Origin of the sequence: Absiella sp. AM29-15 (assembly GCF_003434225.1) — a bacterium.
Taxonomy (GTDB): domain Bacteria; phylum Bacillota_I; class Bacilli_A; order Erysipelotrichales; family Erysipelotrichaceae; genus Hoskinsella; species Hoskinsella hominis.
Genome location: NZ_QVFL01000006.1, coordinates 170533 through 184607, shown reverse-complemented (window position 1 = coordinate 184607; position 14075 = coordinate 170533). Strand labels below are relative to the sequence as shown.

The 14075-nt window shown below is 29.5% G+C and carries 9 protein-coding genes; all 9 read left to right on the top strand.

What is annotated here, in order from left to right; genetic code table 11:
* The first annotated feature begins 693 nt into the window (after positions 1 to 693).
* Complete coding sequence (locus DW761_RS21835; RefSeq protein WP_117517501.1) at positions 694 to 1068, top strand: TnpV protein; 375 nt, start codon at positions 694 to 696, stop codon at positions 1066 to 1068.
* Positions 996 to 8417: a DEAD/DEAH box helicase family protein gene (locus DW761_RS08340; RefSeq protein WP_394336552.1), complete on the top strand. Its 7422-nt coding sequence runs from the start codon at positions 996 to 998 to the stop codon at positions 8415 to 8417. Before DW761_RS21835 ends, DW761_RS08340 begins: the two co-directional genes overlap by 73 nt.
* A gap of 45 nt (positions 8418 to 8462) precedes the next feature.
* Positions 8463 to 8756, top strand: a complete 294-nt coding sequence (locus DW761_RS08335) for a hypothetical protein (protein ID WP_117517499.1) — start codon at positions 8463 to 8465, stop codon at positions 8754 to 8756.
* On the top strand, positions 8756 to 9709 hold the full coding sequence (locus DW761_RS08330) for a DUF3991 domain-containing protein (RefSeq protein WP_117517497.1): 954 nt from the start codon (positions 8756 to 8758) through the stop codon (positions 9707 to 9709). Before DW761_RS08335 ends, DW761_RS08330 begins: the two co-directional genes overlap by 1 nt.
* Before the next feature lie 68 nt (positions 9710 to 9777).
* A complete protein-coding gene (locus DW761_RS08325) occupies positions 9778 to 10548 on the top strand; it encodes a hypothetical protein (RefSeq protein ID WP_117517495.1) in 771 nt (256 codons plus the stop codon).
* Between the two features lie 203 nt (positions 10549 to 10751).
* Positions 10752 to 11249 (top strand): hypothetical protein, encoded by a 498-nt coding sequence (locus DW761_RS08320; RefSeq protein WP_117517493.1) that lies wholly within the window; start codon positions 10752 to 10754, stop codon positions 11247 to 11249.
* A 100-nt stretch (positions 11250 to 11349) separates the two neighbouring features.
* Entirely contained in the window at positions 11350 to 11472 is a 123-nt protein-coding gene (locus DW761_RS08315) for a DpnD/PcfM family protein (RefSeq protein ID WP_199413573.1), read from the top strand.
* Positions 11473 to 11955: 483 nt separating this feature from the next.
* The gene (locus tag DW761_RS08310; protein WP_117517491.1) at positions 11956 to 13335 is read left to right on the top strand and encodes an AAA family ATPase; all 1380 of its coding nucleotides are present in this window, start codon (positions 11956 to 11958) and stop codon (positions 13333 to 13335) included.
* Positions 13328 to 14071 carry a hypothetical protein gene (locus DW761_RS08305; protein ID WP_117517489.1) on the top strand — a complete coding sequence of 248 codons (744 nt, stop codon included), beginning with the start codon at positions 13328 to 13330 and terminating at the stop codon, positions 14069 to 14071. Before DW761_RS08310 ends, DW761_RS08305 begins: the two co-directional genes overlap by 8 nt.
* Positions 14072 to 14075: the final 4 nt, after the last annotated feature.

Below are 14075 nucleotides of genomic sequence, written 5' to 3'. Positions count from 1 at the left end.
TTCTAAAAACTGCTTCATGGACATATAAATACCGATTTGAAGATCAAATTTTGATTTATTCTCAAAAACCTAACGCAAGAGCCTGTGCTGATTTTGATACATGGAATCAAAAGATGAATCGTTGGATTAAGAAAAATACCAAAGGAATTGCTTTACTGAACGAAAAAGGACATGGTCTTCGTTATGTATTTGATATTAGTGATACACGAAGTCCAACAAATAAACCATTACACCTTTGGAATATCCAAGAAGAATACTATCCTGAATTTATTGAAATGATTGATAATAAATATGGTCCATTTCAACATTCAAGTAATGATTTAGGTGAGATATTAATGAAAATGGCAGAAGTTATTGCACAAGATAACTGCCAAGATTATTTATCTTCTCTTGTTAAATATAATCGAGATAGTAATCTAGAGTACTTAGAAGAACATGAAATACAAACACTATTTGAAAGTTTAGTATCGAATACTATTGCCTTTGAATTTATCAATCGCTGTGGTTTAGATACAAGTTTATATTTTGATGAACAGGATTTTTATCCTATTACAAATTTTAACTCCCTTGATACAATCGGGCAGTTAGGAATGACTTGTCATGATTTATGTGAAATGGGAATGCAGGATATTTCTGTAAAAGCACGAGAAATTATGATTCGTACATTTGCAAAAGAAACGCAAACAATAGAAAATGATAGTGTCAAAGATGAAAGGAGCGATTTACATGAAAACAATCACATACAGTCAAGTGGGAGATTACCAGATTCCCAATCTAATGGCGAACGAACCAATTCTCAACAGCCATTACGCACGATTAAGATACCAATACCTAAAGAACAATCATCCGGGACATTTATTCGCACTGAAAGCGAAGAATCAACTCAACCAACATCTCAAAGAAATCGAAGTACAAGCCCAAGAGAGAATGGAAACAATGATGCAACAATTATTAGTGAAGTATCCAGCACCGAACAAAGAAAACAATCAAATGGAATGGGTAGCTTATATGAACAACTTGAAATCAATAGCCAACGAAATAATTCTCAAGGAGATTATCAACAATTAGATTTAGGATTTGGATTAAACGATACAGGTGGTGACGAACAAAGTTTACCACCTTTTAATATGGATTATTTATCTACTTTACTTTGTACAGATATAGGATTAACAAAAAAGAAAGAAGACATTGTTCAATACTTTAAAGAACATACCGATGATGAAGAACGCACTGCTTTTATCTCTGAATGTTATGATGATACATTGATTCAAACCTATCGAAATCCGCAATGGTATGATTTTAACTATATTGGATATAAGAAAAATAGACATGGGTTAGACATTTGGGAAGGAAACTATTTAAATAAGAAATCTTCATCGTTTCTATCTTTTATGGAAATTCAATCTGAAATATCCAAGCTAATTGATAACTATGAATACACATTACCAAATTGGGATGGCATGTCAGGTGTTCAACTTGCTTATCAAAATAAAGTATTCAATAAATATGCATTATTTCAATTCATGATTTATAGAGCAGAGTTATTAAAACCATCAAGTGAGATTATCGCATATTTTAAAGAACATACCGATAAAGACGAACAAGCTCACTTTATTCAGGACTGTTATCCAAATCATGTTGTTGAATGGCAAGTCGATGGTGTGCCTTTGGGATATGTAAAAAATCATGAGCATCTTCACCTTTATTATGGTACTTATGATAATCAATTAGAAAGTGTTGATTACACATGGAGTCGAGTAGCTTATGAAATTGATGGACTGATATTATCACGATATTACGATCCAAATGTTCAGATACCTACTTTAGAAGAACAACAAAATGCTGTATTTGAAAATGAAGAATCTTTAAGAAATGGAATTTTCTTTTCACAAGAAGAAATTGATAGAGTTTTAACTCGTGGCAGTGGCTTTTCTCAAGGAAAATATCGAATCTATCAACAGTTGCAAAAACATAGATCATCAAAAGAAAAAGAGGCCTTTTTAAAACATGAATATGGTATTGGTGGTTCTTCTCCTGCTGTTGGATATATTAGTGAGGATCATGATGGTAAAGGAATCACGATCACACGAAGTATCGAAAATCGTAAAGATGAAATCAAGGTTACTTTAAAATGGGATAAAGTTGTAAAAAGGATAAGTGAATTGATTGCGTCAAATCGTTATCTAAGTCAAAAAGAATTAGAATACTATCCTACTTATCTGCAAGAACAAATCAACAATGAATTAGATAAAGAACGTAAGCAACTAGAAAGCACACAAACATCAAATCAAACAGAGGAAATAATACCTGCTGATGTTCCCAAAGAATATCAATGGCATATGGGAGATACGGTATATATCGGTATTTCAGAATACGAGATTATTCAAAATAATGATACGATTGTGCTTCAAGATAAAGAATTCCCATTATTTAATGAAACTTATACTCCTGATGAGTTACGCAAAGTGTTAGAGGAAAATCCTCTAAATGATGGTTTACTTGTTCCTATCCAAGAAAAAGAAACAACAAAAGATGAACTGATTCAAGAGTATATTCCTTTATTTCTTGATAAGATTAAACGTTCTTCTATTTATCCGTCTCTTCGTGATCGTGATACAACCATTGATGAAGCTCAAGATTTAATTGCTTCAGAAATGATAAGTATTATTGGTTCGATAAACGCTGAACATCGTGAAATATATGAGTTATATACGAGTGATGAGGTTATGCGTAAGATAATCATCAATGATTTAATTGATAAAACATATCAGGATTACAGTTTTTCTTCTATACAAGAAACAACTATGCCACATATGTTATATCAACAGTTAACCCAATTAAATAGTCGAATAGCTGAAACAAAATCAGCATTAATTGTTTTATATCCAAGAAACGATCGTGAATATCCGCTTATGCTGTCATATGATGATAAAACACATACAATAGATATGTTTCATTTTTATGAAATAGATGGTATAGAAGTCAATGAACCGTTTATGACTTTTAAAATTGATGCAGAAAAGCAAGTATTAACGCCTATCTATTATGAAAATCCTTTGATGAATGTTCAGTTTGATTTAAACAATACTCCTGAAGAACAAAAAGAATTTGTATCTAAGGATATGGAAAACTATGCATCAAGTTGGCTCAACAATATGATTCAAAAAAACTATTATATTGAAAGTGAGCAATTGTATAAAACTTCAGATCATAAGGGTATCTATCGTATTTATTATAATGAGGATGAAACTATCAAAGTTTCGGATATGCTTTATACTCAGTTAGCTGAGTTTGCAAAAGAATATCATTATGATATCCCAAATGACTATCGAATGTATCAAGAAATAGAAACGATTGAAGATATTTTATCTTATCTAAATATAGAAGATATCGAAGTACAGTGGGATGATGAATTTGAACAGATTATTGCTGCAGATGAAGATAATACATGGAATGGAAAAGAGTTTTATGATTTCTTACTCAACGAAGCCATTGTTTATGATGATAAAGATGCTCCAAATGGAATACCAACTTCTGTATATGAACGATTAAAAGATTTTGCTTCTATTCAAAAAATACCGGAAATTAAAGAAAGTCCTAAAATTGATTATCATATTGCTGATGAACATTTAGGTGCAGGTACTCCAAAAGAACGATATAGAAATAACATTGCAGCCATCAAGCTGCTTTTTTCTTTGGAAAAACAACATCATAGTGCTACAAAAGAAGAACAAGAAATCTTGGCAAAATATGTTGGCTGGGGTGGACTTGCCGATGTCTTTGATGAATCCAAATCCAACTGGACAAATGAATATCATGAACTGAAAGATTTACTGAACGAAGATGAATATAGAAATGCAAGAGAATCCACTTTAACTGCATTTTATACGCCATCTGTAGTTATTGAGAGTATCTATCAGATTCTTTCTAATTTAGGTTTTCGATATGGAAATATATTAGAACCAGCATGTGGTACCGGTAATTTTATGGGACTTGTTCCTGAATCAATGAAAGATTCTAAAATGTACGGAATTGAACTTGATTCTATTACTGGTCGTATTGCCAAACAACTATATCAAAATGCAAACATCAGTATCGAAGGATATGAAGATACTAAACTTCCAGATTCTTTCTTTGATGTCGCAGTCGGTAACGTTCCCTTTGGACAATTTGGTGTAGTCGATAAACGCTATGATAAGTACCATTTCAATATTCATGATTATTTCTTTGCGAAAACATTAGACAAAGTACGACCGGGAGGTATTATTGCATTTGTTACTTCTCGATTCACGATGGATAAAGCAAATAGTTCAGTTCGAAAATATATCAGTGAACGTGCTGAATTATTAGGAGCAATTCGTTTACCAAACAATACCTTTAGCGAAAGTGCAAATACGAAAGCGGTCAGCGATATTTTAGTTCTTCAAAAACGAGATCGTCCTATGGTTGTTGATGAAGCATGGTTATATACCGAAAAGGATTCTCAAGGAAATGTCATGAACAGTTACTTTGTTTCGCATCCAAATATGATTCTAGGAAATGTTGAAAAGTCAAAAAATATGTATGGTCGAGAAGATCTAACAGTAACACCTTATGAAGATGTTACCCTTAAAGAAGCATTAGATAGTGCAATACAATCTATTCATGGACATATTGAAAATAGTATTATCAATGAATTAGAATTAGATTCCAATGAACCGGATATTGTATCTATTCCAGCCAATCCTGATGTACGTAATTATAGTTATACAATGGTCGATGGCGATATTTATTTTCGTGAAAACAGTCAGATGGTCAAAATGGAGTTATCGAAAACAGCTCAAAATCGTATTACTGGTTTAATTGATATTCGTGAGTGTGTTAGAAAATTGATTGATTATCAAAAAGAAGATTATCCAGAATCCATGATTGAAAGCGAACAGAAACACTTAAATGAACTCTATGATACTTTTACAGCCCAATATGGACTGATCAATAGTCGTGGAAATGCTCTTGCTTTTCGAGAAGATAGTTTCTATTATCTTCTTTGTTCATTAGAAAATATAAATGAAGATGGCACATTAAAATCAAAAGCAGATATGTTTACAAAACGAACAATACGAAAAAAAGAAGTTGTTCAAAGTGTCGAAACATCACAAGAAGCTTTGATGTTGTCATTAGCTGAAAAGGCTACAATCGACTTTGACTATATGTCATCCTTAACTGGATTCGATAAGGAAAAGATGATTAACGATTTACATGGAGTGATTTATAAAATCCCAAATGTGAATGAACCTAGTTTAGAAGAATATGTAACAGCTGATGAATATTTGAGTGGAAATATTCGTGAGAAACTTAAAATCGCAAAGATATCAACTTTAATTGATCTTCAATATCAAGACCATGTAGATGCTCTTACAAAGGCAATGCCACAAGATCTAAGTGCTTCTGAAATTGAAGTACGACTTGGTGCTACATGGATAGATTCCGATATTTATGAACAGTTTATGTTTGAAATCTTATCTACATCCGGTTTTGCAAAACAGCATATCCATATTACCTATTCTAAATTTACAGATACTTGGAATGTATCTAATAAGAATTGGGATCGTGGCAATGCAAAAGCTGAAAAAACTTATGGAACACACCGAGCCAATGCTTATCGTTTGATTGAAGATTGTTTAAATCTTAAAGGGACAAAAATCTTCGATTATGAATACGATGATGATGGTAAAAAAGTCGCAATATTAAATAAAAAAGAAACCATGATTGCGCAACAAAAACAGGATTCCATTAAAGATGCTTTTAAAAACTGGATATGGAAAGATTTTGATCGCCGAGAGCATTTAACACAAAAATATAATGAATTATTCAATTCAACAAGACCAAGAGAATACAATGGAGATCATTTAGAGTTTCCAAATATGAATACGGAGATCACTTTAAGAAAACATCAAAAAGATGCGATTGCTCATATTCTTTATGGAAATAATGTTTTACTTGCACACGTCGTTGGTGCTGGAAAGACCTACGAAATGACTGCTGCCTGTATGGAATTGAAACGTTTGGGTATTAGCCAAAAAGCAATGTTTGTAGTTCCCAATCATTTAATTGAACAATGGGGTTCAGAATTTCTTCAATTGTATCCTAGTGCTAATATTTTGGTTGCTAGAAAACAAGACTTTGAAAAAAGTAATCGTAAAAAGTTTTGTTCAAGAATTGCCACTGGAGATTATGATGCGATTATCATTGGACATTCTATGTTTGAAAAAATACCCGTATCCATTGAACGACAAAAACGAATGATTGAAGAACAAATCGAAGGTATTACCCAAGGTATTCAAGATTTAAGACAAAACAATGGTGAAAGATATTCCATTAAACAATTAGAAAAGACAAAGAAAACACTAAAAAAGCGATTAGAAAAATTAAATAGTGATGAAAGAAAAGATGATGTTGTAACTTTTGAAGAATTAGGAGTCGATCGAATCTTTGTAGATGAAAGTCATAACTATAAAAATCTATTCCTATATACCAAGATGAGAAATGTAGCTGGATTATCCCAAACTGAAGCCCAAAAATCATCAGATTTATTTATGAAGTGTCAATATTTAGATGAATTAACAAATGGAAAAGGAATTGTTTTTGCGACAGGAACGCCAATTTCTAACTCTATGACAGAGATGTATACGATTCAACGTTATCTTCAATTTGATGCTTTAAAGAAACAAGGATTAGAACATTTTGATGCATGGGCTTCTACTTTTGGAGAAACAATTAGTGCAATAGAACTTGCTCCAGAGGGCACTGGTTATCGAATGAAAACACGATTCGCTAAATTTTACAACTTGCCTGAACTTATCAATATGTTTAAAGAAGTAGCTGATATTAAAACAGCAGATATGTTAAATCTACCAGTGCCAACGGCTCATTATGAAAATATTTCAGTAAAACCAAGTGAAATGCAAAAAGAAATTGTAGAGTCACTTGCTGATCGAGCGCAAGAAGTTCGAGATGGTAATGTTGATCCAACACAGGATAATATGCTTAAAATCACAAATGATGGGCGTAAACTTGCATTGGAACAAAGATTAATTAATCCTTTACTTCCCGAAAATGAACATAGTAAAGTGAATGCTTGTTTAGAAAATGTCTTTCGTATTTATGAAGAAAACAAAGATAAAAAATCAACGCAGCTTATCTTTTGTGATATGTCTACACCATCAAAAACATCATCGACTTTTATTGAAAGTTTAGATTCATCAGAAAATATTCCCTATACTAATGTCTATGATGATATAGCACATAAACTGATTGATTATGGTATTCCGCCTAGTGAAATTGCTTATATTCATGATGCTGCTACCGATGTAAAGAAGAAAGAATTATTCTCAAAAGTTCGTGCCGGTACAGTACGAATTTTATTAGGTTCGACACAAAAGATGGGTGCAGGAACAAATGTTCAGGACCGCTTGATTGCGATTCATGATTTAGATTGTCCATGGCGTCCTAGTGACTTAGAACAACGAGCAGGAAGAATTGTCAGACAAGGTAATCAAAATAGTGATGTTTATATTTATCGTTATGTTACGGAACAAACCTTTGATGCGTATTTGTATCAGTTAGTAGAAAATAAACAAAAGTTCATTTCTCAAATCATGACAAGTAAATCGCCTGTTCGAAGTGCTGAAGATATTGATGAAGCTTCGTTAAATTATGCAGAAATCAAGGCATTAGCAAGTGGAAATCCAAAGATTAAAGAAAAGATGGACTTGGATATTCAAGTCAGTAAATTAAAACTGGCAAAAGCGAATTATTTAAGTGAACGATATGACTTGGAAGATAAGATTATCAAATATTATCCAATGAAGATTGCTTCTATTAAAGAACGAATTTCAAATTATCAAAAAGATTTTGAAACTACAAAAGATGTTGAACAGTTTACTGGTATGAAAGTTCATGGAAAGTTCTATGACGAAAAAGAATTGGCAGGTAATGCATTGTTGCTTGCATGTAAGAATCATAAAACAACAGATTCTAAATCAATTGGTCAATATCGTGATTTTGAAATGCTATTATCCTATGACAGTTTTTATAATTATCACAAGATCACTTTGAAAAAGAATGCTCAATATGTTGTCGACTTAGGTGATGATGTCTATGGAAATATCACTCGTTTGGATAATCAAATCAATTCTATTTCTAAAAAATTAGAAACTGAAAAAACATTATTAGTTGATATTGAACATCAGTTTGAAAATGCAAAAGAAGAAGTCAATCGTCCTTTTGAAAAGGAACAAGAACTTCAAGAAAAATCTTCTCGATTGTCTGAATTAAATAAGGAATTGGATATTGGCAATAAAGATAATCACGCTGAAGTATCGTTAGATGATGAAACTGAAGAAATCGAATCTAGAAAAAATGAAATATCAAGATAAGGGAGTTTGTTTGACTCCCTTTTATCATGGAAAGGAATGTAATGTATGAATAAAAAATTATTAAAATTTGTTCCTCAAGAACAAATAACCATCATTAAACAAATTGATCTTCTCACATATTTAAAACTATTTGAACCCAATAGTATTGTCAAAGTTGGAAGACATTATGAATCGTGTATCCATCATGGATTGATTATTACAAATAAAAAATGGCAATGGAAAGAACTTCATTTAAGTGGTAAGAGTGCTATTCAATATCTTGTTTTCGTAGAACAAATGCCGTTTATAGATGCTGCTTATTTATTATCAAAATGTTTAAATGAATTAGGACTATCATAATGAGCAAACGTAAAGGTATTAGTAAACAAGATTTAAAACGAGTAAAAGAATTGGACTTACTCACTTATTTTAAAAACTATGAGCCAGATGAATTAGTTAAAAATAGTCGTGGGGATTACACAACAAGAACACATTCTTCTTTACATTTATCGAATGGATTATGGTGCTGGTGGGCTCAAGGGATTGGAGGTAAAACGGCTTTAAAGTATTTTATTGAAGTTGAAGGATGGGATTTTTTAGATGCGGCATTGCATATTAATGACTTGCTTGATAATCAACCACCATTAAAAATAGAACAAAAAGTAAAATCAAATTATCGTTTTCGATTACCATATCGTGCTGAAAATGATGATAAAGCCATCAGTTATTTAGTTAATGAACGCTGTATAGATAAAGATATTGTTCAGTATTGTAAAGAACAGTATCTTTTTTATGAAGCTGAGAATGATCATTCTATTGTCTTTATTGGATACGATGAACAGCGAATACCAAAATATGCATGTAAAAGAGCAACTGATGATAACTGGAAAAAAGATGTATTAGGCAGTGATAAACAATACAGTTTTTCAATTACGAATAGTGATAGTCATTCCCTTCATGTTTTTGAATCCGTAATTGATTTACTTTCTTATATGACTTTATTGAAAAGAAGTGGTCGAGACTATTTAAAAGATAATTACCTTTCCATTGCAGGAGCAACTATAATTGGTAAATCTATTCAAGATTCAACTGTTCCGATTGCACTAGAAACATTCTTAAATAACCATCCAAGTATTACAAATTTATATCTTCATTTAGACAATGATAGAGCTGGAAAAGATACAACATTAAAGATTATGTATCATTATGAGGATAAATATAACATCATTGATGAACATCCTACAAAGTGTAAGGATTTTAATGATTTGTTAAAAATGAAAGTTAGATTAAAGAAATATTGTTTAATTAAGTAATATATATTGTAGTTAATATTTGAAAATGAGATAATAATTCTATATAAAATTTGAGGTGATACAAACATATGGAATTAGAGAATTTTATACAATTTATTAAATCCTTCGAGCCAAATGATTGGGTTGTTATGGTATCAGCAATAATATCTGCAGGTAGTGCATTTTATTTAGGATATAAGAACAAGAAATTCGAAGAAAAATGGAAACAAAAACAAATTGATGCTGATTTAGTAGCAAAATCAAGAATACAATGGATACAAGAGGCAAGAAAGCATACTGCTGATTTAATTTCCTTATATTATAAAATTTTAAATGAAGATAATCAAAACGAGATATATAAACTGATTTCATTAGCAAGAGAAAAGAATGAATTATTAATTTTATACTTTGGTCCAGAAAAAGGTGAAAATCAGTATATTAAAGAAAATGATAAAGATATATTAATGAATGAATTTAATAATAAAGGAAAGAATGTATATATTATTAATTTTCTTGAAAGATTATTTTATGATTTTTTAAAATATTATAAAAATGGAATTAAACCTAAGCAAAAATATCTTAGAAAACAATTAAAGAATGCAGAAAAAGAATTATATAGTAACCTTTTAGAACCACAGCATGTGATAGATTACGAATATGATGAATATGGTAATGAAAAGCCAATATATAGTATTCCTTTGCTTGATCCAAAATTAGAGATACAAATGAAGAAAATAGAGGATAACCTTATAGTCACTAACAAAGAAATTAGAGAATTACAACAAAGCATCAAATATTTTAGAGATATTATGAGACTTTATCTGAAGATAGAATGGCGAAAAGCAAAAAGAGGAGAATAGTAAATTCAAAATAATATCTTTTTGAAATATTTAACCAAATTAAAATTTCTACTATCTTTGTAGCTTAATATAGAACAAAATGCCAGCATTTCTTTGATTGGTTGAAAATAAAACCTTAAGGTTATATATAGATAAAACATTTTGTATTTCATATTAGAATGTGAAATATTAGTATTAAAATTCAAAAAGGAGGATTTGAATGTATGGACGATTTTTTAAATATTAAGAAGAAATACAATACATTAAGGGAAAATGAAAGAAAAAAAATAATAGATTCTTTGGCAAGCAAAATTGATAAAGATGGAAATCACTTATTCACTAAAAAAGACGGAACAAAGTATTGTAAAAAAAATCTTTATTGCGGAGGTAGTGGGAAACATAATTATACTTCTAATAGAAAGTTAGAGAAAAAATATGATTTATCAAATCACAAATATATAGAAACTAAATATAAAGGACAGTATGTTTTTATTTCATTGCAAAGCTTTGATATTGATCCATGCACTAAAAATATTCATATATTATATGATCGTATAGGAATAATGTTTGAAGAAGATAATATAACGAAGACAAAAGAAAATGTTGAGGTATCTAATGCTTTTATAAAAATGAAAACAACAGATTGGGAACTTCCTTTATCAAATAAAGACTTAAATGATATGATAGATTATATTATTAATCATTTTGAAAATAATAATTAAAAGTAATAGGCTTATTATATTTACAACAAAATTGATTAATTATTAAAGAGTAATTTTATAAATAGGTTGCTCTTTTCTTATGCTCAAAAGGAGGTATAACATGAAAACATATTTAGTAAAAATTACAGAAACACTTCAAAAACAAATCACAATCACAGCCAATTCTCGTGAAGAAGCTACACAAAAAGCAAAAGAAAATATAAAAATGAAGAAATTGTTTTAGATGAGAGTGATTATGTTGATACAGAATTTGAAGTATTAAAAGAAAAAAAGAATGATATTTAGAAAAGATAATTACCTCCGTATTTGACTTCTTATTCATGCTGAAAATGATGAAAAAGTTATTGATTATTTATTAAATGGCAGATGTATTGATAAAGAAATAGTTAATTGTTGTAAAGAATATTATCTATTTTATGTAATTGATAAGTCTATACAAGAATCTACTGCCCTAATTACCTTAGAAACATCTCTAAATAATCATTCTAATAACACTGATTTATATCTTAATTTACACAACGACAAATCCTGTAAGAATACGATACTAAAGACTGTTAATAATTAAGAATATAAGTATATTAAATAATAGAAAAATATAATTTGATATATTAATATTATATTTTTACAAAAAGATACATTTTGTATCATTATTTAAATATTGACAACTTATATAAGTTTGATAGAATAGATATGGAGGTATATTTATATGAAAGAACTAGTTAGGATTGAAGAGATTAAAATAAACGGTATTAAGAATGTATGCCATGGTAAAATTAGTTTTAATGAATATAGTAATATTTTGAAAGGAAACTTTCATGATTTAAAATCTGTCTTGGGTATTTATGGTCAAAATGGTTCAGGTAAAACAACAGTTTTAGAGGTAACAAAACTATTAAAGAATATTTTAATTGGAAATAAATTACCAGATTACTTTGATAAATTTATTAACAATGAATGTGAAAATGCGGAAATTAGTTATACTTTTTTTATAAATTCTATGGCTTCAAAGCAGTTGGTAACTTATACTTTTTTGATTGGCTTGATTGATGAAAAATATCAAATTTATTCAGAAAAAATCGTATCAAAGGAATATTCTGAAACTGAAAATAAATGGAAACCACAAGTAACTTTAATTGAATGTACTAATCAAGAAATTGTTTTAAAGAAACTTGCGAATAAGATTTCTAAGGATAGTTTAATTGAATTACGAGTTGCACAAGATATTGAAAAAGGGACCTCTTTTATCTTTCACAAAAGAAATAATAAAATATTATTGGAACAATTAACAAATACAATTCGAAATGATGATCAAAGACTAATTGATGTATTACGTTTATTACCACTCTATGCTGAAACTAGCTTAATCATTATCGAAAATGATGTGATGGGTAGTATTAATTTGAATACTTATGTTCCAATTAACTTATACCTTTCTAAGAATGATTCGTTAAAGATGGGAGAAATAGCTGTCAATTTATTGAAACCTAATGAAATGCCTATGGAAGTATTTAAAGATTTAGAAATAGTTATCAAGCAAATTGATATTGTTTTAAATGCAATTATCCCTTCAATACGATTGGAAATCACAAATCAGAAAAAGCAATTTTTAAAAAACGGGGAAGATGGTATTAACTTTGAAATAGTTAGCATCAGAAATAATAAACTCATTCCCCTAAAATACGAATCTGAAGGTATTAAACGCTTAATTTCTGTTATCAGTTCAATGATAGCTGCATTCAATAACTATTCTATTTGTTTAATGATTGATGAATTTGATTCTGGTATTTTTGAATATTTGTTAGGAGAGTTAGTTGAAATTATTGATGAATCTGCAAAAGGTCAATTTGTTTTTACTTCTCACAATTTAAGGGCACTAGAAAAATTATCATATAAATCTATTATCGTTACTACTGCTAATACAAATAATCGTTATATTCAATTAACTGGAATCAAATCAAATAATAATGTTCGAGATTATTATTATACAAACATTCTTTTAGGCGGACAATGTGAACCTATCTACGAAGAAACTAAGAATTTTAAAATTAAACGTGCATTTAGAAAGGCAGGTTCTTTTAATGAATAAAAAAATTCTATTATTTCTTGTAGAAGGATTAAGTGATAAAGATGCATTAGAGCCAATTCTATCTGAATTAGTTGATAGTACTAAAATACACTTTGAAGTTCTAAGATGCGATTTAACTGCGAGTTTAGATCCTGAAGTGCGTAATTTAAATATGAAACAACGTATTACTAGAGTAATTAAGAGTTTCCTAGAAAATAACCATGGTATTAAGAAAAAGCATATTGAAAAAATCATATTCCTATCAGATAGTGATGGATGTTATATTGATGATTCCTATATTTATTTTTCCGAAAATGATATTTCATTCCGCTATGAAGATGATGGAATATATACAAATCGTCCTAATGATGCAATTGATAGAAATCAAAGAAAATCTAGAAATTTAAATATGATTCATTCTACTGCAAAAGTGTACGCACTCCCAATTGAAACATATTATTTCTCTTGCAATTTAGATCATGTATTGCATAATAAAAGAAATTTAGAACAATATCTCAAAGAAAATTATGCGTTTGATTTTGCTGATAAATATGAGAACAAGGAAGAACAGTTTATCGATTTTGTGAATGATTCTTCACTATGTTTAGCGAATAATTATGCAGATACATGGACAATAATACAAGAAGATAGAAACTCTTTACTAAGATTTACTAATCTTAAAATATTTTTTGATAATAATTTTGAATTCTTGAAAGATGAAGCAAAAGAAAGAGTAGTACAGTATCAAGGAGGATAAGCAA

Bases quoted from the DNA above. Each gene is read 5' to 3' on its own strand.
- DW761_RS21835 (WP_117517501.1), top strand. From the start codon at position 694: ATGATAGTGTCAAAGATGAAAGGAGCGATTTACATGAAAACAATCACA.
- DW761_RS08340 (WP_394336552.1), top strand. From the start codon at position 996: ATGGGTAGCTTATATGAACAACTTGAAATCAATAGCCAACGAAATAAT.
- DW761_RS08335 (WP_117517499.1), top strand. From the start codon at position 8,463: ATGAATAAAAAATTATTAAAATTTGTTCCTCAAGAACAAATAACCATC.
- DW761_RS08330 (WP_117517497.1), top strand. From the start codon at position 8,756: ATGAGCAAACGTAAAGGTATTAGTAAACAAGATTTAAAACGAGTAAAA.
- DW761_RS08325 (WP_117517495.1), top strand. From the start codon at position 9,778: ATGGAATTAGAGAATTTTATACAATTTATTAAATCCTTCGAGCCAAAT.
- DW761_RS08320 (WP_117517493.1), top strand. From the start codon at position 10,752: ATGGACGATTTTTTAAATATTAAGAAGAAATACAATACATTAAGGGAA.
- DW761_RS08315 (WP_199413573.1), top strand. From the start codon at position 11,350: ATGAAAACATATTTAGTAAAAATTACAGAAACACTTCAAAAACAAATC.
- DW761_RS08310 (WP_117517491.1), top strand. From the start codon at position 11,956: ATGAAAGAACTAGTTAGGATTGAAGAGATTAAAATAAACGGTATTAAG.
- DW761_RS08305 (WP_117517489.1), top strand. From the start codon at position 13,328: ATGAATAAAAAAATTCTATTATTTCTTGTAGAAGGATTAAGTGATAAA.